This is a genomic window from Streptomyces sp. NBC_00377 (assembly GCF_036075115.1).
In the GTDB taxonomy this organism is placed as follows: domain Bacteria; phylum Actinomycetota; class Actinomycetes; order Streptomycetales; family Streptomycetaceae; genus Streptomyces.
Genome location: NZ_CP107958.1, coordinates 8,219,991 through 8,244,320 on the forward strand (window position 1 = coordinate 8,219,991; position 24,330 = coordinate 8,244,320).

Annotated in this window: 25 protein-coding genes; 16 read left to right on the forward strand and 9 right to left on the reverse strand. The window is 71.6% G+C overall.

Annotated features, from left to right (window positions below):
• Positions 1 to 24: 24 nt before the first annotated feature.
• From OHS71_RS36545 to OHS71_RS36555, 3 genes are read right to left on the reverse strand one after another with little or no spacing between them, the layout of a single operon-like run.
• A complete protein-coding gene (locus OHS71_RS36545) occupies positions 25 to 1,047 on the reverse strand; it encodes a TIGR03617 family F420-dependent LLM class oxidoreductase (RefSeq protein ID WP_328483602.1) in 1,023 nt (340 codons plus the stop codon).
• Positions 1,044 to 2,222 carry an acyl-CoA dehydrogenase family protein gene (locus OHS71_RS36550; protein ID WP_328483603.1) on the reverse strand — a complete coding sequence of 393 codons (1,179 nt, stop codon included), beginning with the start codon at positions 2,220 to 2,222 and terminating at the stop codon, positions 1,044 to 1,046. Before OHS71_RS36550 ends, OHS71_RS36545 begins: the two co-directional genes overlap by 4 nt.
• A 3-nt stretch (positions 2,223 to 2,225) precedes the next feature.
• Positions 2,226 to 3,044, reverse strand: a complete 819-nt coding sequence (locus tag OHS71_RS36555; RefSeq protein ID WP_328483604.1) for an enoyl-CoA hydratase/isomerase family protein — start codon at positions 3,042 to 3,044, stop codon at positions 2,226 to 2,228.
• 80 nt (positions 3,045 to 3,124) lie between these two features.
• On the opposite strand from OHS71_RS36555, the gene OHS71_RS36560 reads away from it, so the two are divergent.
• Together OHS71_RS36560 and OHS71_RS36565 are read left to right on the forward strand one after the other, a co-directional pair.
• The gene (locus OHS71_RS36560; protein WP_328483605.1) at positions 3,125 to 3,979 is read left to right on the forward strand and encodes a crotonase/enoyl-CoA hydratase family protein; all 855 of its coding nucleotides are present in this window, start codon (positions 3,125 to 3,127) and stop codon (positions 3,977 to 3,979) included.
• 173 nt (positions 3,980 to 4,152) lie between these two features.
• Positions 4,153 to 5,568 carry a glycoside hydrolase family 1 protein gene (locus tag OHS71_RS36565; RefSeq protein ID WP_328483606.1) on the forward strand — a complete coding sequence of 472 codons (1,416 nt, stop codon included), beginning with the start codon at positions 4,153 to 4,155 and terminating at the stop codon, positions 5,566 to 5,568.
• Here the strand turns inward: OHS71_RS36565 and OHS71_RS36570 are convergent.
• A complete protein-coding gene (locus tag OHS71_RS36570; protein WP_328483607.1) occupies positions 5,547 to 6,050 on the reverse strand; it encodes a MaoC family dehydratase in 504 nt (167 codons plus the stop codon). The two genes, OHS71_RS36565 and OHS71_RS36570, sit on opposite strands and share 22 nt — an antisense overlap.
• A 45-nt stretch (positions 6,051 to 6,095) precedes the next feature.
• Positions 6,096 to 6,917: an enoyl-CoA hydratase/isomerase family protein gene (locus OHS71_RS36575; RefSeq protein ID WP_328483608.1), complete on the reverse strand. Its 822-nt coding sequence runs from the start codon at positions 6,915 to 6,917 to the stop codon at positions 6,096 to 6,098.
• A 110-nt stretch (positions 6,918 to 7,027) separates the two neighbouring features.
• Here OHS71_RS36575 and OHS71_RS36580 point away from each other — a divergent pair, with 110 nt between their 5' ends.
• The 4 genes from OHS71_RS36580 to OHS71_RS36595 are packed head-to-tail and all read left to right on the forward strand — an operon-like array spanning position 7,028 to position 10,645.
• Positions 7,028 to 8,146, forward strand: a complete 1,119-nt coding sequence (locus tag OHS71_RS36580; RefSeq protein WP_328483609.1) for an acyl-CoA dehydrogenase family protein — start codon at positions 7,028 to 7,030, stop codon at positions 8,144 to 8,146.
• A 32-nt stretch (positions 8,147 to 8,178) separates the two neighbouring features.
• Positions 8,179 to 9,357: an acyl-CoA dehydrogenase family protein gene (locus OHS71_RS36585; protein WP_328483610.1), complete on the forward strand. Its 1,179-nt coding sequence runs from the start codon at positions 8,179 to 8,181 to the stop codon at positions 9,355 to 9,357.
• The gene (locus tag OHS71_RS36590) at positions 9,354 to 9,869 is read left to right on the forward strand and encodes a nuclear transport factor 2 family protein (protein WP_328483611.1); all 516 of its coding nucleotides are present in this window, start codon (positions 9,354 to 9,356) and stop codon (positions 9,867 to 9,869) included. The genes OHS71_RS36585 and OHS71_RS36590 overlap by 4 nt, the downstream gene beginning before the upstream one ends.
• Complete coding sequence (locus OHS71_RS36595; RefSeq protein ID WP_328483612.1) at positions 9,866 to 10,645, forward strand: SDR family NAD(P)-dependent oxidoreductase; 780 nt, start codon at positions 9,866 to 9,868, stop codon at positions 10,643 to 10,645. The genes OHS71_RS36590 and OHS71_RS36595 overlap by 4 nt, the downstream gene beginning before the upstream one ends.
• Before the next feature lie 36 nt (positions 10,646 to 10,681).
• Here OHS71_RS36595 and OHS71_RS36600 read toward each other — a convergent pair whose 3' ends face one another.
• The gene (locus OHS71_RS36600; RefSeq protein WP_328483613.1) at positions 10,682 to 11,899 is read right to left on the reverse strand and encodes a CaiB/BaiF CoA transferase family protein; all 1,218 of its coding nucleotides are present in this window, start codon (positions 11,897 to 11,899) and stop codon (positions 10,682 to 10,684) included.
• 144 nt (positions 11,900 to 12,043) lie between these two features.
• Here OHS71_RS36600 and OHS71_RS36605 point away from each other — a divergent pair, with 144 nt between their 5' ends.
• Genes OHS71_RS36605 through OHS71_RS36630 form a run of 6 tightly spaced genes read left to right on the forward strand, consistent with a single transcriptional unit; the run spans position 12,044 to position 16,896 of the window.
• Positions 12,044 to 12,559: a PaaI family thioesterase gene (locus tag OHS71_RS36605; protein WP_328483614.1), complete on the forward strand. Its 516-nt coding sequence runs from the start codon at positions 12,044 to 12,046 to the stop codon at positions 12,557 to 12,559.
• 4 nt (positions 12,560 to 12,563) lie between these two features.
• A complete protein-coding gene (locus OHS71_RS36610; protein WP_328483615.1) occupies positions 12,564 to 13,409 on the forward strand; it encodes an enoyl-CoA hydratase-related protein in 846 nt (281 codons plus the stop codon).
• A 19-nt stretch (positions 13,410 to 13,428) separates the two neighbouring features.
• Complete coding sequence (locus OHS71_RS36615) at positions 13,429 to 13,881, forward strand: FAS1-like dehydratase domain-containing protein (RefSeq protein WP_328483616.1); 453 nt, start codon at positions 13,429 to 13,431, stop codon at positions 13,879 to 13,881.
• Entirely contained in the window at positions 13,878 to 14,300 is a 423-nt protein-coding gene (locus OHS71_RS36620; RefSeq protein WP_328483617.1) for a MaoC family dehydratase, read from the forward strand. Before OHS71_RS36615 ends, OHS71_RS36620 begins: the two co-directional genes overlap by 4 nt.
• Positions 14,297 to 15,757 (forward strand): class I adenylate-forming enzyme family protein, encoded by a 1,461-nt coding sequence (locus OHS71_RS36625; RefSeq protein ID WP_328483618.1) that lies wholly within the window; start codon positions 14,297 to 14,299, stop codon positions 15,755 to 15,757. The genes OHS71_RS36620 and OHS71_RS36625 overlap by 4 nt, the downstream gene beginning before the upstream one ends.
• An 11-nt stretch (positions 15,758 to 15,768) precedes the next feature.
• On the forward strand, positions 15,769 to 16,896 hold the full coding sequence (locus OHS71_RS36630) for a serine hydrolase domain-containing protein (protein WP_328483619.1): 1,128 nt from the start codon (positions 15,769 to 15,771) through the stop codon (positions 16,894 to 16,896).
• Between the two features lie 85 nt (positions 16,897 to 16,981).
• Here the strand turns inward: OHS71_RS36630 and OHS71_RS36635 are convergent, their stop codons facing one another.
• Together OHS71_RS36635 and OHS71_RS36640 are read right to left on the reverse strand one after the other, a co-directional pair.
• The gene (locus OHS71_RS36635; RefSeq protein WP_328483620.1) at positions 16,982 to 18,163 is read right to left on the reverse strand and encodes an amidohydrolase family protein; all 1,182 of its coding nucleotides are present in this window, start codon (positions 18,161 to 18,163) and stop codon (positions 16,982 to 16,984) included.
• 221 nt (positions 18,164 to 18,384) lie between these two features.
• Entirely contained in the window at positions 18,385 to 19,188 is an 804-nt protein-coding gene (locus tag OHS71_RS36640; RefSeq protein WP_328483621.1) for a FadR/GntR family transcriptional regulator, read from the reverse strand.
• A gap of 182 nt (positions 19,189 to 19,370) precedes the next feature.
• Between OHS71_RS36640 and OHS71_RS36645 the strand changes: the two genes are divergently transcribed.
• The gene (locus OHS71_RS36645; protein WP_328483622.1) at positions 19,371 to 20,273 is read left to right on the forward strand and encodes an enoyl-CoA hydratase-related protein; all 903 of its coding nucleotides are present in this window, start codon (positions 19,371 to 19,373) and stop codon (positions 20,271 to 20,273) included.
• A complete protein-coding gene (locus tag OHS71_RS36650) occupies positions 20,270 to 20,863 on the forward strand; it encodes a DUF2889 domain-containing protein (protein WP_328483623.1) in 594 nt (197 codons plus the stop codon). The genes OHS71_RS36645 and OHS71_RS36650 overlap by 4 nt, the downstream gene beginning before the upstream one ends.
• Positions 20,864 to 20,879: 16 nt before the next feature.
• Here the strand turns inward: OHS71_RS36650 and OHS71_RS36655 are convergent, their stop codons facing one another.
• The gene (locus OHS71_RS36655) at positions 20,880 to 21,644 is read right to left on the reverse strand and encodes a DeoR/GlpR family DNA-binding transcription regulator (RefSeq protein WP_443047125.1); all 765 of its coding nucleotides are present in this window, start codon (positions 21,642 to 21,644) and stop codon (positions 20,880 to 20,882) included.
• A gap of 345 nt (positions 21,645 to 21,989) precedes the next feature.
• Here OHS71_RS36655 and OHS71_RS36660 point away from each other — a divergent pair, with 345 nt between their 5' ends.
• A complete protein-coding gene (locus OHS71_RS36660) occupies positions 21,990 to 23,267 on the forward strand; it encodes an extracellular solute-binding protein (RefSeq protein WP_328483625.1) in 1,278 nt (425 codons plus the stop codon).
• 1 nt (position 23,268) lies between these two features.
• Positions 23,269 to 24,324, forward strand: coding sequence for a carbohydrate ABC transporter permease (locus tag OHS71_RS36665; RefSeq protein ID WP_328483626.1), 1,056 nt, complete (start codon positions 23,269 to 23,271; stop codon positions 24,322 to 24,324).
• The last annotated feature ends 6 nt before the right edge of the window (positions 24,325 to 24,330 follow it).

Sequence of the window (24,330 nt, forward strand, 5' to 3'; positions counted from 1 at the left end):
GGCGGGCTCAGCTCCGCCCCGGGGTCAGCCTCCGCGCAGTTCCGACACGATCGGCTCCCACACCTCGGCGCCGATCTCGTAGGCGGTGTAGAAGGACACCCGGTCGACCAGCGGCCCGTACCGTCGACGGATCTCGCCCGCCACCCGCTCCGGCTCCGCCACCACCGCGAAGGTGTGCAGCACCTCGTCGTCGACGAGCCCGCTCATCGCCTGCCACTTGTCCTCGCGCCGTGACGTCGACAGCGCGTGCAGTTCGTCACCGAGCGCGCCCCAGCCGTGCAGCTCCAGTACCCCGCGATAGGCGGGCGTGCTGCCGTAGAAGGCGATCTGGGCGCGGGTGCTGTCGATCGCGCGGGTCATCTCCTCCTGGGTGCGGCCGGTCGCGGTCAGCAGCAGATGGGACACCGAGAAGTCGTCCCGGGCGCGGCCGGACGCGGCCAGCCCAGCGGTCACGGTCGGCAGGGTCACCTCCCGCAGGTACCGCTCGGTGGTGAACCCGTGGGCGAGGAGCCCGTCGGCGACCTCGCCCGCCACCCTGGTCATCGCCTCGCCGACCGCGGCCACGAACACCTTGGGCGCGCCGCCCGGAGCGGGCGGCGGGGAGAAGAAGGGTGACATCAGCGTGTGCGAGTAGAAGTCGCCGCGGAAGTTCAGCCGTTCGCCCTCGTTCCAGGCGGCCCAGATGGCGCGCAGCGCACTCACGTACTCCCGCATCCGGGCCGCGGGCCGGCTCCAGGGCATGTCGAAGCGCCGCTCGATGTGCGGTTTGATCTGGCTGCCGAGGCCGAGCGAGAAACGCCCGCCGGAGTAGCTCTGGAGGTCGTGCGCGGTGTACGCGAGCTGCATGGGGGAGCGGGCGAAGGCCACCGCGATGGCCGTCCCCACCTCCAGCCGCTCGGTGTGCTCGGCCGCCAGCACCAGCGGCAGGAAGGGGTCGTGCTTGGACTCCGAGGCCCACAGGCCGTCGTAGCCGGCCTTCTCGTGGTGCCGGGCCTCCTCGACGACCTCCGCGGTGCCCCACACGCTGAGTTTGCCGTCAACCTTCATGCCGCTCCTCCGACCGTCCCGATGTGCGTGTCCGTGTCCGTGCCCGCGTCCAGACCGATGCGCCGCGCGAGCAGCTCCCGGTGGTAGGCCGGGTCGCCGAACATCAGCTGTGATGTCTTGGCCCGCTTGAGATACAGGTGGGCCGGATGTTCCCAGGTGAAACCGATACCGCCGTGCACCTGGATGTTCTCCGCCGTGGCCTGGAGACAGGCATCGGAGCAGAACGCCTTGGCCAGACTCGCCGCGGCGGGCAGCTCCGGGTCCTCGCGCTCCGCGGCGAGCAGCGCGTAGTGGGCGGCGGCGCGCGCCGACTCCACCTCCAGGAGGACGTCGGCCAGGAGGTGCTTGACGGCCTGGAAGGAGCCGATGGGCCGCCCGAACTGATGGCGGACCTTGGCGTACCCGACCGCCATGTCCAGCGCCCGGGAGGCCACCCCCACCTGCTCGGCGGCCAGCGCCACCGCCGCCCGGTCGAGCACCTGCGCGACGGTGTCCCAGCCGGACCCGTGCGTACGCAGCCGCGTCGCGGGGACGTCGGCGTAGTCGAGGCGCGCCTGCCGCCTGGTCGGGTCCATGGTGGGCAGCGGGGTGCGGCGCAGCCCGCTCGCGTCGCCGTCCACCCGGAAGACGCCGATGCCGTCGCCCGTGCCGTCCCCGGTACGGGCGACGGTGAGGACGACATCGGCGGTCGCCCCGTCCAGGACGAACGTCTTGTGTCCGCTCAGCAGCCAGCCTCCCGCCGATTCCCGGGCGCGGAGCCCGACGCCGGACGCGTCCCACCGGGCGGAGTCCTCCGTCAGGGCCAGCGTCCCGACGAGTTCGCCGGAGGCCAGCCCCGGCAGCAGCTGCTTGCGCGCCTCCTCGTCCGCACAGCGCAGCAGCGTGGTCGTCGCCAGCACGGCCGAGGACAGGAACGGCGCGCAGAGCAGCGCCCGGCCCATCTCCTCCATGACCACGCCCACTTCGACCGGACCGCAGCCGGCGCCGCCGTACTCCTCCGGCACGGCGAGCCCCTGGAGGCCGAGTTCCTCACCCATACGGCGCCACAGCGGCCGGTCGAAGCCCTCCGGCGTCTCCATCAGACGCCGTACCTCGGTCTCGGGCGCGGTGTCCGCGAGGAACGCCCGTACCGTGCGCCGGAGTTCCTCGTGCTCGTCGCTGAACGCGAAGTCCATGCCTCAGCCCTCCTGGCCGGCCCGGCGGCGCCCGCGGGCCTCGATGATCTTCTCGACGACCGCGATGTGCTCGGCGGAGCGCATGGTCTCCCGCTCGGCGAGCAGAGCGGGTTCGAGGACGTGGGCGAGGGCCTGCTCCAGATGCAGGTTCACCGCCCGCTTGGTCCCGCGCAGCGCCCGCGCGGGCAGCGCCGCCAGCCGTCCGGCCAGGTCCATGGCCTCGTCCATCAGCTTGTCCCGCGGGACGGCGCGGTTGACGACGCCCAGCCGGACCGCCTCCTGGGCGCTCACCCTCTCGCCGAGGAACAGCAGTTCCTTGGCACGGGTCAGGCCGACGAGCAGGGGCAGGACGAGAGCGCCTCCGTCGCCCGCGACGAGGCCGACCTGGACGTGCGGGTCGGCCAGATACGCGTCGTCGGCGATCAGTACCAGGTCGCTCAGCAGCGCCAGACTGCACCCGAGGCCGACGGCGGGCCCGTTGACCGCCGAGATCACCGGCAGCGGGCAGCGGACCATGCCGTGGACGATCCGCCGGGCCTCGTCGACGTTGCGCTGGCGGAAGGTCGCGTCGGTCTGCACCCGGGTCATGATGTCGAAGTTGCCGCCGGCGCTGAACGCCCGGCCGCGCCCGGTGAGCACCACGACGCGTGCCTCAGGGTCCGCGGCGAGCTCGTCCCACACCGAGGCGAGACCCGAGTGCAGCTCCTCGCTCATCGCGTTGAGCTGCTCCGGCCGGTTCAGCTCGACCAGCCGGACCGGCCCGACGGCCGTCACCACCAGATCCGTCATCTCCACCGCCGCAAGCAAGGAAGGGAACAACATGAATGAGTCAGTAGAGTTGAATGCTATAACTAATTAAGCTTTCTGGAAACCTGTCCCGCCCAGTGACGGAGGACGCCCCCATGTACGAGACCGTGCGCACGGAAGTGGCGGACCGGATCCTCACGGTCACCCTCGACAGACCGGAGAAACTCAACGCCTTCGGCCCCCGGATGATGAGCGACCTGCTGGACGTCCTGGACGCGGCCGACGCCGACGACGACATCCGGGTGATCGTGGTGACCGGCGCCGGACGCGGGTTCTGCGCGGGCGCCGACGTCAGCTCCGGCGGCTCCTCCTTCGACCACCGGACGGCGGGCGCCGCGCACCGGGACACCGGCGGCCGGGTGGCGCTGCGCCTCTTCTCCTGCGTGAAGCCCGTCATCGCGGCGATCAACGGCCCGGCGGTGGGCGTCGGCGCCAGCATGACCCTGCCGATGGACATCCGGCTTGCGTCGACCTCGGCCAAATTCGGCTTCGTCTTCGCCCGGCGCGGCATCGTGCCGGAGTCGGCGGCGAGCTGGTTCCTGCCGCGCGCCGTCGGCATGCAGCGGGCCATGGAGTGGGTGGCGACCGGTCGTCTCTTCGGGCCGGACGAGGCGCTGGCGGCCGGACTGGTCCGCTCCGTCCACCCGCCGCAGGAACTGCTGCCGGCGGCCTACGCACTCGCCCGGGAGATCGCCGAGCACACCTCGCCCGTCTCGGTGGCCCTCTCGCGCCAGATGATGTGGCGGATGCTCGGCGAACCCCACCCCATGGCGGCGCACCGCCTCGACTCGCGGATCATGGGCCAGATCGGCGGCGGCCCGGACCCCGTGGAGGGTGTCGAGTCCTTCCTGGCCAAGCGGCCGCCGCGGTTCCCCGGCCGGGTCGGCAAGGACATGCCCCCCGTCTACCCCTGGTGGCAGGAGGAGGAGTTCCGGCCCCTGGAGCCGTGACCGCCCCTGCCGCGGAAGCCGCCCCTGCCGCCGAGGCCGTCCCGCCGCGCCATCGGTGGGCGGAGCTGCGGAGATCTGGCCGAAACATTGTCGTGGTCTGTCTGAAGTGTTAGCGTCCGGACGGCGGGCATTCAGTTGAATGCGCTAAACCATTCACCGCCTGGACGGTAACCATGAGTGATGGTTCCCTGTACGAATCCCTTCGCGGTGTCGACTGGGGGGTCGCCACCGCGGACACCGTCGCGGCCCCGCCGCCGCCCGTACCGGAGCGGGGCGGGCACTTCCGCCAGTGGACCGACGACATCCGGCAGCTGACCGGGGTCGCCGCGGACACGCACCGCATGGTCGCCGGATGGCCGCTGCTCCAGCCCGCCGGCCCCGGCAGCTGGGACCGGCAGGCCCTGGACCGCTGCGACCGCGCCCTCGACGCCCTGCTCGCCCGGGGGACGCGGCCCGGCCTCACACTCCTCGACCGTTCGCTGCCGCCGTGGCTCGACGCGGCCGGCGGCTGGCTCGCCCGCGACACCGCCGAGCACTTCGCCGAGTACGCCGCCGAACTGGGCCGCCGTTTCGGCGACCGCGTGGAGCGCTGGATCACCTCCAGCGACCTGGCCGGCCCCACACTCGCCGACCATGTGGCCGGAATGTATCCACCGGGCCGTGGCGCCGGGCGGGCCGGGCTGGCCGCCGTCCATCACCTCCTGCTCGCCAACGGCCTCGCCACCCAGGCACTCGGCGCCGCCGGGGCGGGGGGCCGGATCGGGACCACGGTCACCCTGGTCGGCGGGTACGCCGCCACCGACGACCCCTACGACCGTCTCGCCCTGGAGCGCCTGGAGAGCTGGACCAACCGCCTCTTCCTGGATCCCGTGCTGCTCGGCGCCCACATGGTGACCGAGGACGACGTCTCACCGGTGGAGGCCACCGGCTGCGTACGCCCGGGCGACCTGGAGGTCATCGCCACCCCGCAGGACCTGCTGGGCCTGTCCTGGCACACCCCGTTCCGGGTCACCGCGCCGGAGAACCTGCCCCGCGTCCTGCCGACCGCGACCTGCCAGGGCGCCCTCAACGAGGTGAACCGCCTGCTCGTGGGCATCGGCTTCGCGATCGTCCCCTTCGAGGACGTGGAGACGACCGCCTACGGCTGGCCGATCATCCCCGAAGGGCTCGCCGACGCCGTCGCCGGCCTCTGCGACCTCTACGGAGACCTGCTGCCCCCGCTGTCGGTCGTCGACAACGGCATGGGCGACCTGGACCTGGTCGACGCGACGGGGCACAGCGACGACGCCCGACGGGTGGCCCTGCTGCGCGCGCGCCTCACCTGGCTGGCGCGACTCGTCGCGGCAGGGGTGGAGGTGTGCGGCTACGAGTACTGGTCGGTCCTCGACAATCTCGAGGCCAAGTTCCGCTACACCCGTCTGTACGCGATGGCGGTCCCGGACCACGAGCCGCCGCCGCGCCCGCCGATCCCCTCCGACTGGCTGCACCGTGGCGCGTTCGCCGGTGCCCCCGTGCCCGACACGGGCCGCGCCGCCCGGCTGAGTCTGGTACCGGCCGCGTCCCGGGGTCAGGGCGTCGAGGACGCGTAGTCGCGGCCCCGGATCAGCCGGACCGGGGTGTAGACGAGCACCTCCTCGTCGCGCTGGTTGCGCACCCCGATCCGGCTGGTCACCACCCCTCGCCCCGGCTTGCTCGACGGTCGGCAGCCGGTGGTCTCCACGACGGCGTACAGCGTGTCGCCGACGTACACCGGGCCCCGCACGGACAGCTCCATGTGCAGGAAGGCGAGACCGGTGCCGTGCAGCACGTTCGTCTGGAGCACCAGCCCCTCGGCGATGCAGTAGGTCAGCCCTCCCGGGACCAGCCGGCCGGTGTAGCCGCCCTCGGCGGCGTGGGAGGCGTCCCAGAAGAGGGGCTCGGTGAAGCCGCCCCAGGTGACGAAGTTGACCAGGTCGGTCTCGGTGACGGTGCGGCGGGCGGTGCGGAAGATCTGCCCGACCGGCATCTCCTCGTAGGTGAGCCCCCGCACGAGCGGGGCGGCTTCGGTGGTGGTCGTTCGATCGGCGGTCATCGGGGAGTCCTGTCCGTATACGAGGAGCGGGGGTCGCAGCGGGGGTCAGAGCGCGAGCGGGTGCTTGTCGCCCACGCCCTCGAAGTCCGGAGTCCGCTTGTCGCGGTGGGCGGCCAGCCCCTCGACGACCTCGTGGCCGGCGAACCCGAAGAACTCCAGTCCCAGCGAGGCCTCGAAGATCGGCTGGGCCGTGCGGTACCAGTGGTTCAGGGACCTCTTGGTCCAGCTGATGGCGCTGGCGGGACCGGCGGCCAGGGCGGTCGCCACCCGCAGGGCCTCGGTGTGCACCTGGTCGTCGTCCACGCACTTGGACACCAGGCCGATCCGCTCGGCCTCCTCGCCGGTGAGCGTCTCGCAGGTCAGCAGGTAGTACTTGGCCTTGGCCATGCCGCACAGCAGGGGCCAGCAGATGGCCGCGTGGTCGCCGGCCGCCACCCCGAGGCGGGTGTGCCCGTCGACGATCTTCGCCGTGCGGGCGGCCACGGAGATGTCCGCGAGCATGCCGATCACCAGACCCGCGCCGACCGCCGGGCCGTGGATCGCCGAGACCACCGGCTTGGAGCAGTTGAGCACCCCGTAGACCATGTCCCGGGCCTCGCGCATCACCCGGGCGCGGACCGCGTACTCCCCGGTCATGGCCTCGATGGAGTCGAAGGTCCCGCCCGCGGAGAAGGCCCGGCCCGCCCCCTGGACCAGCACCGCGCGGGTCTGCTCGTCCCGGTCCACGACCGGCCAGACGTCGGCGAGCTCGCCGTGCATCCGCGGATCGACCGCGTTGAGGTGGGGGGCGTCGAGCACGATGCGCAGCACGCCGGGCGCGGGCCGCTCGAAGGTCAGGCTCGTGAACGGCTCGTAGGGATCGGTCACGTCGCGCTCCTGGTGTATTCAGTGCGGATACTATAATTATCTAACTGTATCGAGCGGCGAGCAGCAAGCGGGCGACAGGCGCCTCTTGCACCGAGGACGGGAAGCTCGGCATGGATCTCACCTTCAGCGAGGAACAGGACGAACTGCGCAAGGTCGTGCGGTCGTTCCTCGCCAAGCACTCCGACGAGGCGGAAGTACGCCGCCTGGCGGCCGACCCGCTGGGTCACGACCCGGCCGTCTGGCACAGGATGGCCGGCGAACTCGGCCTTCAGGGGCTCGCCGTCCCCGAGGAGTACGGCGGCTCGGGCTTCGGCTACGTCGATCTCGGCATCGTCTTCGAGGAGGCGGGCCGCGCCCTGCTGTGCGGGCCGTACTTCGCCACCGTCGCCCTGGCCGCCGAGGCGCTGCTGCGCTGCGACGACGAGGAGGCCCGACGCGACCTCCTGCCGGGCCTGGCCTCCGGGGAGACGGTGGCCACCCTGGCGCTCACCGAGGAGGACGGCCGCTGGGACGAGGCGGGCATCCGGCTCACCGCGCACGGCACGACGGACGGCTGGCGGCTGACCGGAGTCAAGACCTACGTCCCCGACGGACACCTCGCCGACCTGCTGCTGGTCGCCGCCCGGACCCCGGCGGGCGTCAGCCTCTTCGCGGTGGACGCCGGCGCCCCCGGCCTGACCCGCACCCCGCTCCCCACCCTGGACCAGACCCGTAAGCAGGCCCGGGTGCGGTGCGCGGACACCCCCGCCCGCCTGCTGGGGGCAGAAGGGGCGGCATGGCCCGCCCTCGCGCGCACCCTCGCCACGGCCTCCGTACTGCTGGCCGCCGAACAGGTGGGAGGAGCCGCGGCGACCCTGGACGCCGCCGTGGCGTACGCGAAGATCCGCGAGCAGTACGGCCGGCCCATCGGCTCGTTCCAGGGGATCAAGCACAAATGCGCCGACATGCTGATGGAGATCGAGTCGGCGCGCTCGGCCGCGTACGGCGCTCTGTGGGCCCTGGACGGCGGCGACGAGACGGAGACCGCGCTCATGGCGGCCCTCGCCCAGACCTACTGCTCCGAGGCGTTCAGCCGGGTCGCCGCCGACAACATCCAGGTGCACGGCGGTATCGGCTTCACCTGGGAGCACCCCGCGCACCTGTACCTCAAGCGGGCCCAGAGCTCCGAGGTACTGCTCGGCAGCCCGGCGTACCACCGGGAACTGCTCGCCGCCCGGCTCGGCATCTGAGAACCACCCCACGACCCCAGGGAGAGGCAGACATGGAGCTGGACTTCGGCCCCGCCGTACGCGACTTCCGCGACGAGCTGCGGGACTGGCTGGCGCGGCACCTCGTCGGGGAGTTCGCCGAGCACCGGGGCGTGGGCGGACCCACCGACGGCGAGGCCTGGGACGTCCGTCTCGCCTGGGACCGCGAACTGGCCGCCGGGAACTGGCTGGGCGTCGGCTGGCCGCGGGAGTACGGGGGCCGGGGGCTCGGGCTCCTGGAGGAGATCGTCTTCGCCTACGAGTACGCCCGCGCGAACGCCCCCTACCGGGCCACCGTCAACGCGCTCGACCTGCTCGGCCCGATGCTCCTGGCGATGGGCAGCGAGGCGCAGAAGAAGCGCTTCCTGCCGCCGATCCTCGCCGTCGAGGCACTGTGGGGCCAGGGCTTCAGCGAGCCGGGCGCGGGCTCCGACCTGGCGTCGGTCCGCACCAGGGCCGAACGCGACGGCGACCAGTGGGTGGTCAGTGGACAGAAGGTGTGGACCTCGTTCGGCGTCCACGCCGACTGGCTCTACGTCCTCACCCGCACCGACCCGGACTCGCAACGGCACAAGGGTCTGACCCTGCTGCTCCTGCCCACGGACCAGCCGGGCGTGGAGATCCGCCCCATCCGCAACCTCGCCGGCCAGGACGAGTTCGCGGAGGTCTTCCTCTCGGACGCGCGCACCGACGCGGACCTGGTGGTGGGGGAGGTCGGGCAGGGCTGGCGCACGGCGATGGCCACGCTCGGCATCGAACGCGGCACCACGCTCCTGCCCCAGCAGCTCACCTTCGAGCGGGAGGCCGAGGCGCTGATCGGACTGGCCAGGCAACGGGGCGCGCTCGACGATCCGATGCTGCGCCGCCGGATCGTCGACGCCTGGATCTCCGTACGCATCATGCGCACCACCAACCTGCGGACCATCGCCGAACTCACCGCCGGCCGGACGCCCGGCGCGCAGGCCACGACCGCGAAGCTGTACGCCTCGACGCGGCACCAGCGACTCGGCAGGCTGGCCATGGAACTGGCCGGACCAGCCGGGCAGATCGTGGGCCGGGACTACGGCCTGGACACCCGGCAGCGCTCCTTCCTGCTCTCGCTCGCGGAGACGGTCTACGGCGGGTCGAGCGAGATCCAGCGCAACATCATCGGGGAGCAGCTCCTCGGACTGCCGAAGGACCCGCGCCCATGACCTCCCTCGAGGAGCGCGTCGACCGCGTCGAGTCGCAGCTCGCCATCCAGCAACTTCCCATCCGCTACGCGCTGGCCGTGGACGGCCGCGACCTCGACGCGTGGGTCGGCTGCTTCCGGCCGGACGTGGACATGGGCCGTCACGGCAGCGGGCGGCACGCTCTGCGCCGCCACATCGAACCCTTGCTCCGCGGCTTCCACCGGTCCGTGCACCAGATCTGCGGGCACCGCGTCGAGCTGACCGGCCGCGACACCGCGACCGGTGCGGTCTACTGCCGGGCCGAGCACGAGGTGGGGGACCGGTGGATCGTGATGGCGATCTGCTACCGGGACGACTACGCGCGCGTGGACGGCGAGTGGTACTTCTCCCGCCGCCGTGAGCAGCACTGGTACGCGGCGGACGTGACCGAGCGCCCGCAGGCGGTGGGCTTCGAGGGCTGGGCGGGCGCCGGACGGCCGGCGCTGCCCGGGGCGTTCCCCTCCTGGACGCCCTTCTGGAAGGAGACGACGTGACGGGACGAGGCAGCGAGCCGGGCACCCGGCTGGCCGGGCGGACGGCCCTGGTCACCGGCGGCGGACAGGGAGTGGGCCGCGGCATCGCGCTCGCGCTCGCCGCGCAGGGGGCGTCGGTGGTGATCACCGGCCGGACCGGGGGCAGGCTCGAGGACACGGCGCGGGAGGTCGCCGCCCGCGGCGGGCGGGCGTACACGGTGGTCGGCGACGTGGGCGAGCGGGAGGACGTCGACCGTATGGTGGCCGAGACGGTGCGGGAGTTCGGCGCGCTCGACGTGCTCGTCAACAACGCCCAGTCCTCGGTTCAGCGCCGGTTGGAGGAGACGTCGTACGACGACGTCGAACTCGCCTACCGCAGTGGCCCGTTGGCGGCCTTCCACGCGATGCGGGCCGCGCTGCCCCATCTCAAGGAGAGCCGGGGCAGCGTCGTGAACCTCGGTTCGTCGGCCGCGGTCCGGGGCGAGGCGACCTTCGCGGCGTACGCGATGGCCAAGGAGGCGATCCGGGGCCTGACGCGGGTAGCCGCGCGGGAGTGGGGCGCGTACGGGATCCGGGTGAACGTCATCTGTCCGGCCGCGCTGAGCCCGGCGGCGCAGGAGTACCTCGCCGCGCACCCGCACAAGGCGGCCGAACTGGCCAGGGAGATCCCGCTGGGGCGGCTCGGCGACCCGGAGGCGGACATCGGCCGGGCGGTGGTCGCGCTGGTGAGCGACGACCTGGCCTATCTGACCGGCGCGACGCTCATGCTGGAGGGCGGTCGCACCCTGCTCGGCTGACCCGCCGTCAGCGGCGCCCCGCCACGCGCCGGCCGGTCACACGACACCCCGGGCCCGCAGTTCCGCCAGCCGGTCCCGCGTCACCCCGAGAAGTCCCGTGAGTACTTCGGCGGTGTGCTCGCCCAGGGCGGGCGGCGGCGCGTATCCCTCGACCGGCGTCGCGGTGAACCGGATCGGGTTGGCGAGCAGCGCCAGTCGTCCGGAGAGCGGGTCCTCGACCTCGACCAGCATCTCCCGGTGCCGTATCTGCGGGTCGGCGAAGACCTCGGGCAGCTCGTTGTAGGGGCCCGCGGGGACGTCGTGGCGGTCGAGCAGGACCAGCCACTCGTCCCGGGTCCTGGTGCGCAGGACCGTCTCCAGCACCGGGAGGATCTCCTCCCGGTGGGCGATCCGCGCGGAGGTCGTGGCGAACCGCTCGTCCTGGAGCAGGTCGGTGCGCTCGGCGGCCGCGCAGAACGCGGCGAACTGCTTGTCGTTGCCCGCGACCAGGAAGATCGGTTTGTCCGCGCACTGGAAGGCCTGGGACGGGATCCCGCCGTACCCGCCGTTTCCGCGCCGCCGGGGAACCTCGCCGGAGACCAGGTAGTTCATCGCGAAGTGCGACAGCGAGGCCAGACCGCAGTCCAGCAGGGACAGGTCGATGAACTGGCCCTCGCCGGTGGCGTCCCGGTGCCGCAGCGCCGCCAGCACGGCCGTCGAGGCGTAGAGCCCGGTGAGGATGTCGACCATGCTGACGCCGACCTTCATCGGCTCCTCGGGGTGCCCGGAGACGCTCATCATCCCGGACATGGCCTGGAAGATGCCGTCGTAGCCGGGGCGTGAGGCGTACGGGCCGCTCTGCCCGAAGCCCGTCACGGAGAGGTAGACCAGCCGCGGATCGATCTCCCGCAGGTCCTCGTGGCCGAGCCCGTACTTCGCCAGCGTCCCGGCACGGAAGTTCTCGACGACGACGTCCGACCGGGCGGCGAGGCCCCTGATCAGGTCCTGCCCCTCGGGGGTGGCGTGGTCGACGGTGACCGACCGCTTGTTGCGGTTGCAGGAGAGGTAGAAGGCGGCGGTGTCGGTCCGCTCGCCCTCGCCCGCGGCCCCGGGCGCGAAGGGCGGGCCGTACGTCCGTGAGTCGTCGCCGGATCCCGGCCGCTCGACCTTGATCACCTCGGCGCCCAGATCGGCCAGCATCTGGGTGGCCAGCGGCGCGGCGAGGATGCGGGACAGATCGAGGACGCGGATCCCGGCCAGGGCGGTCGACGGCATCTGGTTCTCCCTCTGTCATGGACGATGAATCAGTTATATAAATAATACATCTAGGTGACCGATGGGACTCCGGATGATTGCTGAACTATCCAATTCATGTAACTATATGGATCGGCTGACAGGCCGAGACCGGAGGGCGTGCTGATGACCGTCGCGGCGAGGACCCTCACCGATCAGGAACAGCGCGAACGCCGGGCGTGGTTCCGTGCCCGCTGGGAACGCGGGGTCGCCTTCAACCGGCGCTGCCGCATCCGCGTGACGCGCTGGGACCCGGACGCCGTCGAGATCGTGCTCCCCTACACCGAGGCCCTCTCCGCACACGAGGGCATCTTCCACGGCGGGGTGATCTCGGCGCTCATCGACACCGCGGGCGCCGGCGCCGTGGTCGCCGGGCACGACTTCGAGAAGGGGAGCCGGGTCAGCACCGTGTCGATGTCGGTGCAGTACCTCGCACCCGCCGAGGGCCGGGAGGCCGTCGCCCACGCGCGCTGCGTCCGGCGCGGCCGCAGACTGCACTTCGCCGACGTGGACGTGATCACCGACGGCCGGATCTGCGCCCGCGGGCAGGTCGTCGTCACCATCTCCGGGGAGCGTCCGGGCGTCGGCGAACCCATCGAACCCCTGGCCGATCCTTCGGCCGAGCCCTTCGCACAGGAGTGACCCGATGCCCGAGGAACCCGATGAGGACCTGGTGCTGTACGAGGTGGACGAGGACGGCGTGGCCGTCCTCACCCTCAACCGGCCCGAGCGCAGGAACGCGTGGAGCATCCCCATGGAGCGCCGCTTCTTCGCCCTCCTCGACGAGGCCGCGCACGATCCGGCCGTCCGCGTCGTCGTCGTCACGGGCGCGGGCAAGGCGTTCTGCCCGGGGATGGACGTCCAGCGGCTGGAGCAGAACGCTCAGCCGGGTCAGTCCCTGAACCTCCAGGCCCGCGTGCCCATGTACAGCAGGCGGCACCTGCCCAAGCCGATGATCGCCGCCGTCAACGGCGCCTGCGCGGGCATCGGCCTGATCCAGGCCCTGATCTGCGACATCCGCTTCGCCGCCCGCGGAGCCCGCTTCACCACCGCCTTCACCCGGCGCGGTCTGGCCGGCGAGTACAACCTGCCGTACGTCCTGCCGCGAGTCGTCGGCCTGGAGAACGCCCTCGACCTGCTGCTGTCCGGCCGCGTCTTCGACGCCGACGAGGCCAAGGACCTCGGCCTGGTCAGCAGGGTCGTCGAACCGGAGGACCTGCTCGACGCGGCCCGCGGCTACGCCCGGGACATCGCCCGCAACTGCTCCCCGCGTGCCATGGCCGTCGTGCGCCATCAGGTCTACGGCGATCTGGACCGCACCTTCACCGACGCCCTCGCCCGCTCCTACTCCGCCATGGAGTTCTTCGCGGGCTCGCCGGACTTCCGCGAGGGCGTGGCCAGCTTCATGGAGAAACGCGAGCCGAAGTTCGAGGGCCTGCCGCCGGACTTCGACCCGGACGAGGCCACCCGCGACGCCTTCCTGCCGTACTGAGCACCGAGGAGACCGCACGATGACAGGGCAGCCGTTCCCCGTCGAGGCCGGGCACATCATGATGTTCGCCCGGGCCATCGGCGACGAGAACCCGGCGTACCGGGGCGGGGCCGCGCTCGCGCCGCCCACCTTCACCATGGCGAGCGCCCACCACGACCCGGAGTACCACCTGCGGCCCAGGCCGGACGAGGAGTGGTTCGGCTCCGGCGGCGGTCCCGGGGTGATGGCGGAGGGCGGCGGCGGACTCCACGCCGAGCAGCACTTCGAGTACCACCGGCCGGTGCGCGCCGGCGAGACGCTGTACGCGCACACTGTCCCCGGCCGCAGCTGGGAGAAGCAGGGCCGCACCGGCCGGCTGCTGTTCAGCGAGCGTGTCACCGAGTACCGGGACGCCGACGGCGAACCGGTCGTCAGCGCCGTCACCGTGGCCGTCGTCCCCGAGGGCCCCGCGACCCCGAAGGACGCCCGATGACCCTGAGTCCGGACGACGTCAAGGTCGGCGAGTCACGCGAAAGCGTCCTCGTCGACGACCTCAAGCGCACCCGGATCGTCCAGTACGCCGGCGCCTCGGGAGACTTCAACCCGCTGCACACCGACGAGAGGTTCGCCGTCGAGGCCGCCGGATACCCCGGCGTCTTCGCCCACGGCATGCTGACGATGGGCATGGCCGGCCGGGTCCTCACCGACTGGGTCGGTCCCGGGGCGCTGCTCCGCTTCGGCGTGCGCTTCAAGGCCCAGGTCTGGCCCGGCGACACCCTGACCGCCACCGCCGTCGTCGACTCGGTCGAGGACACCCCGGCCGGTCCGGTCGCCCACTTCTCGCTACGGACGGTCAACCAGGACGGCGTCGAGGTGGTCAACGGCACCGCGACGGCCCGCCTGGAGCCGTGACGGCGGTGGGTGGCGCGCACGGACCGAGGTGGGCGGCCACCTGGACCGCGATGGTGAACCGCGCCTACGACCACGCCCGCCCCGCCGTCCGGTTCGGCGACCTGACCTGGACCGGGCGCGAACTCCTCGACCGGGCGGCCGGCGCGGCCGACTGGCTCGACACCCTCGGCCCGCAACCCGGCGCCCCCGTGCCGGCCCTGATCGCCACCTCCGCCGACGCCCTCGCCCTGGTGATCGGCGGCGCCGGGTCCGGTCACCCGCTCGCACCGCTCGGCGTACGCATGACCGCGCACGAGATCGCCGCCGTGGTCGGCGAGACGCGAGGGCACCTCCTGCTGGCGCAGCCCGAGTTCGCCGACCTCGGCCGGCAGGTCGCCGACCTGTCCGGCCGACGACTCCGCATCGTGCCCGAACTGCGTTGCGGCTCAAGGTCGTTGACCGCCGATCCCGGAGCCCTCGCCGCCGTCCTGCACACCTCCGGGACGACGGGCCTGCCCAAACCGGTCCCGATGAGCCAGGCGCGCCTGGCCGCCCGCGCGCGGATCAACGGACACCTGTGCGCGCTCCGCCCGGACAGCTTCTACGGCGGCAGCGCGCCCTTCCACCACATCGCCGGACTCGGCAACCTCGCTGTCGCTCTCGCCGCCGGTGCGCTCGTCACCGGCCTGCCCCGCTTCACCGTCGAGGGCTGGACCCTGCTGCGCGACCTCGGCACCACGCACACCAGCATGGTCCCGGCGATGCTCGAAACGCTGCTGGCGGCCGGACAGGCCCGGCACGAGACGCTGCGGACCCTCCAGTACGGAGGCGCCCCCGTGCGCCCCGGCACACTGCGCCGGACCTACGAGGCGATGCCCGGCGTCCGGATGCTCAACATGTTCGGCCAGACCGAGGGCTCGCCGATCAGCGTGCTCACTCCCGAGGACCACCGCGAGGCGGTCGCGGGACGCGCCGAGCTGCTGCGGTCGGTGGGCCGGCCCGCCCCTGGGGTCGAGCTCAGGGTCCACGGCGCCGGCCCGGACGGCGTCGGCGAGATCCACGCCCGCGCCGGCCATTTCTTCCGCGTCGACGCCGAGGGCTGGCTGCACAGCGGCGACCTGGGCCGGGTGGCGCAGGACGGCTATCTCTACCTGCTGGGCCGACGCACCGACATGATCATCCGTGGCGGCGAGAACGTCCACCCGCTCGAGGTGGAGACCGTCGTGGCCGCGCACCCCGGCGTCGCGGACGTCGCGGTCACCGGCGTCGCCGACGAGCGGCTCGGCCAGACCGTGATCGCCTTCGTCGTCCCGGCCGACCCCGGCGCGCCGCCGGAGCCGGCGGCGCTCACCGCCCACACCCGCGCCCGGCTGTCCGGGTTCAAGATCCCCGTCCGCTGGTGGTTCGTGGACGCCCTGCCGCGCAACGCGAACGGCAAGGTCGTACGCGCCCGGCTGCGGGAGCCCGCCCGTCCGTGAAGGAGCACCGCATGACGCCTGACCGTACGCCTGTCGCCCCCGAGGCCGCGGGCATCGACCCGCACCGGCTGGACGTACTGCTGCGCCGGATCCGGCTCGAGGTCGAGCACGGACAGCTGCCCTCCGCACAGGTCGCGGTGGCCCGGGGCGGGCGGCTGGTGGCCTTCGAGACCTGGGGCGACGCCGGGCCGGACACGCGCTACGTCCTTCAGTCCGTCGGGCGCTCGATCGTCGCCGGCGTCGTCTGGCAGCTGCTGGGCGAGGGTCTTGTCGGCCTGGATGAGCAAGTCGCCGCGATCATCCCGGAGTTCGCGCCGAACGGGAAGGAGACGGTGACCGTCGAGCAGGTGCTCACGCACACCGCGGGCTTCCCCTTCGCGCCGCTCGGCCACCCGAAGACGCTCGACCGCGAACAGCGGCTCGCCGCCTTCGGCCGCTGGCGGCTCGACTCCACGCCCGGCAGCCGCTTCCAGTTCCACCTCACCTCGGCCGCCTGGCTGATCGCCGAGATCGTCGAACGGCGCACGGGCCTGCCCTTCGCGCGGTACCTGGAGCAGCGCGTCGCCCGGCCGCTCGGGCTGTCCTCGCTCGAACTCGGCGTCCCGGTCGGGCGGCAGCCCGGCACCGTCGCCCCGATGACCGCCACCGACCGCACGAGCGCGGACCAGGACGCCGACCCCTGGGGTCCCTGGTACCTGTCCGATCCGCAGGTGCTCGCGGCCGGGGAGCCCAGCCATGCGCTGGTCGCCACGGCGGCCGACGTCGCCCTGTACTTCCAGGCCCTGGAGCACTCGGGACTGTGGAAGCCGGAGGCGGTCGCCGAGGGCACCAGGATCAGGTTCGTGGACCACCCCCACGGGGAGCGGATCTACGGCGGCGGCTCCCACCGGCGTACCGCCATGGGCCTGTTCGTCACGGTGGCCGGACCGGACGCGGGCAGTGGGCTGCCCGCCACCGGCTCGCCCGCCCTCTTCGGCAGCGCGGGCGCCGCCTACCAGCTCGGTTTCATGGACCCGGAGACCGGGCTGTCCTTCGCCTGTCTCAGCAACGGGTACCCGCTGGCCGGCTACGACCACTCGCGGCGCGGTACGGCGCTGCTGACGAACATCGCGAACCTCGCCGCGGACCTCACGCACTGAACGCCGCGGACCTCAACGCACCGGAGCCCGGTACCGTCGTCCGGTACCGGGCTCCGGCCCGTGGGATCCGTGCCGCCGGCGACGCTCAGCGGCTGATCAGCTGCTGGGCGTTGTTGTACATGATGTCGTCCTGGGCGGACTCGCCGAGTTCCGCGATGAGCTTGCGGAAGTCCGCCGGGGCGGCCAGGCCCTCCGCGTGCGGGAAGTCCGAGCCCATGACGATGGACTCGTGGTAGCCGAGGCGCTTGATCACACCCACGATGTCGTCCTCCGGGTAGGGGACCACCCGGACGTGCTTGCGGAAGACCTGACTGGGCCGCTCCTCCAACTGCCCGCCGATCCAGGGGCCGTTGCGGCCCATGCCCCGGCTCTTGTCCATGTGGCGCACGAAGTGGGGCACCCACTCGGAGCCGAACTCCGAGACCAGTACGTTGATGTCGGGGAAACGGCCGAAGAGGTTGTCGAAGATCAGCGCGGAGAGCGTCTCCTCGACGGGCCGCTGACCGTAGGTGTTCTGCCACTGCCAGGCCGACATCCGGAAGTGGATGGGATGCGGGTCGTAACCCCAGGAGGGCGCCACCTGCGAGTTGTAGTAGAACTCGCTGATGTGGTAACAGACGCTGGCCTTGGCCTCGTTGACCAGTTTCCAGAACGGGTCGAAGTACGGGTCGCCCGGCGAGCGGCCGTAGACCGGTCCGGTGGGCAGCAGGATGAAGCGGGCGCCCTGGTCGAGCACATACTCCAGCTCCTTGACCGCGCTGTCCAGGTCGCGCAGGGAGAGCAGCGCCGGGGCGTAGATGCGGTTCTGGTGGTCGAAGCCCCAGACCTCGTTCATGTAGCGGTTGAAGGAGTGGTAGTTGGCGTAGAGCGGCTCGACGCCCTTCACGTACTCCTCCGCGACCAGGGCCCAGCCGCCCGGGTAGATGATCGTCTGGTCGAGGCCCTGCTCGTCCATGACCCGCAGCCGGGCCTCACGGTTCTGGTAGGACTCGTGCATGGCCTCGAACTGGTACGTCTCCTCGGGATTGCCCGAGGCCATCGCCTTGAGCATCTCCTTCAGCGAGCCGGGACGGTACACCTGCCCGAACTCGGGCTCCAGGCATACGACGATCCGGTCCCCGGCGAGGATGACCTCCCGCCCGTCGGGCAGGGTCACCGGTGCGACCGCGGCACCGAGGAATTCCTTCGGGAGGTAGCGGGTGAAGGAGTCCCGCTCCTCGTACATGTGCTGGTCGCAGTCGAAGATGCGCTTGCGCTGTTCGGCCATGGCCGTCGCCTCCGGACCCCAGGAACTATTCAGTACGCCTTCTATAATTATCTAACTGTTTAGCGAGCGCAAGGGGTGGTGGGCCGGCAACGGGCCGCATGTGTCCAGGCGACGCATCCGCGCAGGTGGCGGGCGCGGATGGGGCGGCGCGTGGGTGGTGGCCGGCGCGCTCGGGTGGCGGCCAGGTGCGAGGCGGGCGCGCCCGACTTCGGGCGCACCGGTCAGTCGAGGAGCTCGAGCACCGTCTTGGGTCCGGCCGCGTTCACCACGTCGTCGGCGCTGGAGATGTGCCGCTGCCAGAGCTTCTCGGCCTCGTCGGCCTTGCCGGACTCGATCAGCCCGACGAGCCGCACATGCGCCCGGTGTCCCTTGAGGGCCTGGGCCTTCTGGGTCTCGGCGTCGGCCGCGGCCGCGGTGTACGTGGCGTTGGCCCGGTCGATGATGTGCCGCAGCATGCCGCACAGCAGGATCAGGGTCTGGTTCCCGGTGAGCTCGATCAGCAGGGCGTGGAAGGCGTCCTGCGCGTCGACCAGGGCGAGCGGGTCGTCCAGGGCGGACTTCTCGGTCGCCACGGCGTCGCGCAGCCGCTTGATGTCGTCGGCCGTGTGCTTCACGGCGAGCTGGCGGGCGCAGGGCGGCTCGATGACGGCCGCCGCGCGGTAGATGTCGCCGAGGGTGGCGCCCCGGTACTCGAGGATCAGGCCCGCGAAGCGGGCCGCGACCTCCGCGTCGGGCGCGCTGACCCGGGCGCCGCCGTGGGCCCCGCGGCGCACGGTGATCAGGGACTCCGACTCCAGGACGCGGAACGCCTCGCGCAGGGTCGGCCGCGAGATGCCGAACTGCTCCATCAGCCCCGACTCGGGCGGCAGTGCGTCACCCGGCTTCAGTTCGCCCCGCACGATCTGCCGGCGCAGGTGGGCGGCGACCAGTTCGGCGGTCTTCGGCACGCGGACCTGGCGTCCGACGCGGCTGCGGGAGGGTGCGGGCACGGTCGCCGTCTCTGCTGCGCGGGCTGCCTCGGCCACGGTGTGCTCCTCATATAGCAAAATGAATCGTCTTAGTGCATCGAGGGTACCAGGTCAAGGGATGGATGATCATCGGTTGCGGGCAACCGGGTCTGGTGCCCTCGCAGTGGTTGGTATATAGATGATTCATCTATCTATTAGTCGGCCGGCTGTGCCGTCGACGGGCGGTGGGAGTGACCTCGATGACCGAGAACCCGACCCCGGTGATCCTCACCGAGCTCACCGACGACGGGGTCATGCTCCTCACCCTGAACCGGCCCGACCGGCACAACGCCTGGACTCTGGAGATGGAACTGCTCTACAACGAGCTGTTCGACCGGGCCGAGGCTGACACACGGGTGCGGGCCGTGGTCCTCACCGGGGCGGGGCGCAGCTTCTGTCCGGGGATGGACATGAGCGTGCTGGACGGTGCGTCCTCCGGCGCCCGCCCGTGGCCGACGGACCGGCTGCCCCCGCGCACCCGCCCCATGTCGTTTCCCAAGCCCGTGGTGGCCGCCGTCAACGGAGCCTGTGCGGGCATCGGGTTCAACCAGGCGCTGATGTGCGACGTCCGGTTCTCGGTGCCGCACGCCAAGTTCGCCGCCGCCTTCAGCGCACGCGGCCTGGTGGCCGAGGACGGCGTTTCCTGGATCCTGCCCCGGCTGGTCGGCCACGGCAACGCGGCCGACCTGCTGCTCTCCTCGCGCCGGATCACCGGACCGGAAGCCCACGCGATGGGACTGGTCAACCGGCTGGTCGAACCGGAGGACCTGCTCCCGGCGGCGCTCGGGTACGCGGCCGAACTGGCCCGCTCGGCCAGTCCGTACGCCATGTCGCTCATCAAGCGGCAGCTCGCCGACGACCAGGCGAGGACCTTCACCGACAGCCGCGACCACGCGGCGGCCCTGCTGGCCACGGCCAAGCGCGCCCCCGACTACCGCGAGGGCGTGCTCAGCTTCATCGAGCGCAGACAGCCCCGGTTCGCGGGACTGGGGGACGCCGCAGCCGTCGCAGCCCCGGGGGAGACCGCGGACACGCCGGCGACGGAGGACGCCGGGCCGCCGCCGCGGCAGAACGCGTCCGCGCCCGCGAAGACCTCGTCATGACGCGCGCCCGGCTCCCGCTGCACCGCCGTACCGTCGTCCTCACGGCCTACGAGGAGGAGGGCGGCGACGAGATCTCGGTGGAGGCGGAGCTGTGCGACGAGCGGGCGTGGGCCGAGCCGCCGGCCGCCGTCGTGCACCGGATGGCGCTCACCGTGCGCGTCCGCCTCGCGGACAGGGTGATCGTGGCCGCCGGGGCGCGGATGCGGAGCTTCCCGCACGCCGAGTGCCCGCTCGTCGTGCCGGTGTTCGACGGGCTGGTGGGGCTCAGCGTCGCCGCCGGCTACAACCGGGCGGTCCAGGAGCGGTTCCGCGGTGTCCTCGGCTGCTCCCACCTCTACGAACTGGCCCGGGCGCTCGGTCCGGCGGTGGTGCAGGCGGCGTTGTCCGCCCATGTGCGCCGACGGGAGGCGGGCGGGCCCGCGCAGGGGCCGAGCTCCACGGCCGGGGTGCTGAACAGCTGCCACATCTGGGCGCCCGAAGGGGTGGGTCTGCGCAAGCTCGACGCGGGCTGGCGCCCGGGCTCCGGCCCGCGCCCGGTCCCGCCGCTCGAGACCTTCGAGGGCGGCGGGGCGAACCCGTCCGGCAGCTGAGCGCGGCCCGCGGGACTCAGACCTCGATCACCTCGACACCCGCCTCGCGCAGCCGGTTGCAGGTCTTGCCGTCCCCGGGCGCGTTGGTCACCACCATGTCGAGTTCCTCCGGGCCGCACACCCGGGCCATGCCCGTGCCGGGGAACTTGCCCGCGTCCGCCAGCAGGACCACCTGGGCGCTGGCGGCGATCATGGCCCTCTTCACCGGCACCTCGACCGCGGTGGTGTCCAGCACCTGACCGTCGGGCCGGACCCCGCTGGTGCCGAGGAACAGGCGGTCGGCGTGGACCTGCCGCAGGTTGTCCTCGGTGAGGAAGCCGACCAGTGAGCGGTAGTCGCGCCGGACCACACCGCCCAGCAGGATCAGCTGGACGGACTTGTCGTCCTGGAGCTCCTCGTAGACGGCCAGGTTGCTGGTGATCACGGTGAGGGACCGGCCGTGCAGATGGCGGGCCACCCGGTGGGCCGTGGTGCCGATGTCGAGCAGCAGGGTCTCGCCGTCCCTGACGAGATGTGCGCACCAGGCGGCCAGGGTGTCCTTCGCCTCGACCCGGACGCCGGCCACGTCGGCGAACGGGTCGTCCTCGCCCACGACCGGCGCGGCACCGCCGTAGACGCGTTTGAGCAGTCCCTCGTCCTCCAGTTGCGCGAGATCGCGCCTGATCGTGGCCTGGCTCGCCCCGACCTTGTCGGCCAGGGCGGCGACCGTGGTGGGCCCGTCCGCACGCAGGGCGCGCAGGATCAGCTGGTGTCTTCGGTCAGCGAGCATGCGGCAGACCATACTCGCCGACTCACCAAACTCAAGCAAAGTCGAGCATGAATGTCTCGATACGCGCTTGACTCTTGTCAAAGCTGCGCACCGGGTGCACTCTCTTGCGTAATTCGGAGCCAGGTCCGGACCCCACTCCGGTCGGCCGAAGCGGATCAACGGCGTATCGCGCCGTCACGGCCGCCTCGGCACCGTCCGAGAGGACGAGGTCGCACGCCCCGGGTGGCTGAAGAGTTCCCACTCACGCCGATGCCCTTCAGCCACCCGGCCTCCCGCCGCGTCCCCACCGCGGCTCCCAGCCCCCGCCCTGTCGGACATGCCGGACACGCCGAACCCGCCGATTCCTAGGAGAAGATCGTGGACCTTTCCCGCAGACGGTTCCTTCAGGCCGCCGTACTGACGGCGGCCGCAGCCGGCGCCACCGCCGCGTGCGGCGGCGGCTCGGGATCCAGCGGCGCCAAGGACAGCAAGAACCTGACTCTCTGGTACTGGGCCGGAGGGCTGAGCGACAAGGTCGTCGCGGACGCCAAGACGCACTTCTCCGACATCAGCCTCAAGACCTCCGTGGTCGGCGGTGACTTCAAGACCAAGCTGCTCACCGGTCTGCGGGCCGCGCAGTCCGCGCCGGACATCACCGGCGTCAAGGGCGAGGACATCGCCTCCTTCCTGCCCAACGCGGACCGCTTCGTCGACCTGAAGACCGTCGGCGCGGACAAGCTGGCCCCGCAGTACCTGTCGTGGAAGCTGAAGCAGGCCACCACGAAGGACGGCAAGCTCATCGGCTTCCCCATCGACATCGGCCCGTGCGCCACCTTCTACCGCGAGGACCTCTTCGCCCGGGCGGGCCTGCCCACCGATCCCGCCCAGGTGTCCGCCCAACTCTCCACCTGGGACGACTACTTCAAGGCCGGCGTCGAGCTGCACAAGGCCGTGCCCAAGACCTACCTGATCAACAACATCGGCTCGGTGTTCTCGATGATGATCGGTCAGGGCACCCAGCGGTTCATCGACGAGGACGGCACGTTCATCGGCGACCAGGACCACATCCGCACCGCCTGGACCACCGCCGTGAAGCCCTACACCCTCGGCATCGACGCGAAGATCAACGACAACACCTGGAACGCGGCCATCAGCGGCGGCACCCTGGGCACCGAGATCGGCGCCGCCTGGCACGCGCTGGACATCAGCAACGCGGCCCCGGGCACCAAGGGCAAGTGGCGGGTGGCGAGCCTGCCCGGCGGACCCTCCAACCTCGGCGGGTCCTTCCTGGCCATCCCCGCGACCAGCGGCAACCCCGAAGAGGCATTCAAGATCATCAGCTGGATCCTCAGCCCGGAGAACCAGGCCCGCGGCTTCACCGACGCGGCCCTGTTCCCGACCGCCCCGGCCGCGTACAAACTGCCGGCGCTGACCGCCGGCGACGCCTTCTTCGGCGGCCAGAAGACCATCGAGATCTTCGGTCCGGCGGCCGAGAAGATCCCCTCCGCCTACGAGGCCCCGGCCGACGCGGCGGTCTCCGCGCCCTACTACAGCGAGCTGACCAGCATCGAGGCCAAGGGCAAGGACCCCGAAGAAGCCTGGAAGAACGCGGTCTCCCAGGCCAAGCAGATCGCGCAGCGGCAGGGAGTGAAGTGACATGTCGTCAAGCCCGGTAGCCGGACCGGCTCCCTCCGGACCGGCCTCCGGCAGCGGCACCGGACCCACCGGCAGCCCCGCTTCGGACCGCGACCACGGTCCGGGGCGGCGCGCCCCCCAGATCAGGCCGGTGTCCGCCGGGTCCCGGCGCGGGCCGCGCCGGCGGGTCGCCCGGTACTGGCCGCAGTACCTGGCCATCTCGCCGTACTACGTGATCTTCACGGTCTTCATGCTCTTCCCGGTGCTCTACACCGTGTTCCTGGCGTTCCAGAAGTGGGACGGCATCGGGGACATGCACTTCGTCGGGTTCCAGCAGTTCCGCTTCCTGTGGGACGACCCGGTGTTCTGGCTGTCCGTCCGCAACACCCTGGTCATCTGGGTGCTGTCGACCGTGCCGATGCTCTGCATGGCGCTGGTGCTCGCGGTGCTGGTGAACTCCACCAAACGGCTCACCGCCTTCTACCGCGTCGCCCTGTTCATCCCCAGCATCACCTCGCTGGTGGCCATCGCGATCTTCTTCGGGGCGGTCTTCAGCAACAACTTCGGCCTGATCAACGCCGTTCTGCGGGCCCTGCACCTGTCGGCCGTGCCCTGGATGAGCAACGAGTGGACGATCAAGCTGGTGATCTCGGCCCTGATGACCTGGCAGTGGACCGGCTACAACGCCATCATCTACCTCGCCGGCCTCCAGGCGATCCCGTCGGAACTCTACGAGGCGGCCCGGGTGGACGGCGCGGGACCGGTGCGGATCTTCCGGTCCATCACGGTCCCGCTGCTGAGGCCCATCATCCTGTTCACCGTGGTGATCTCCACGGTCACCGGCATGCAGAGCTTCACCGAACCGCAGGTGCTGTTCGGCAGCGAGGCGGCCACCAACCCCAACTCCGGTGGACCGGGCCAGGCGGGTCTGACCACGTTGCTGTACTTCTACCACCAGGCCTTCGACAACAACGACTTCGGTTACGGGGCCGCGATCGTCTGGGCCTTCTTCCTGTTCATCCTGCTCATCGTCGTCGTCAACTGGCGCCTGGTGCAGCGTAAGGAGCCACGGCCGTGAACAGCC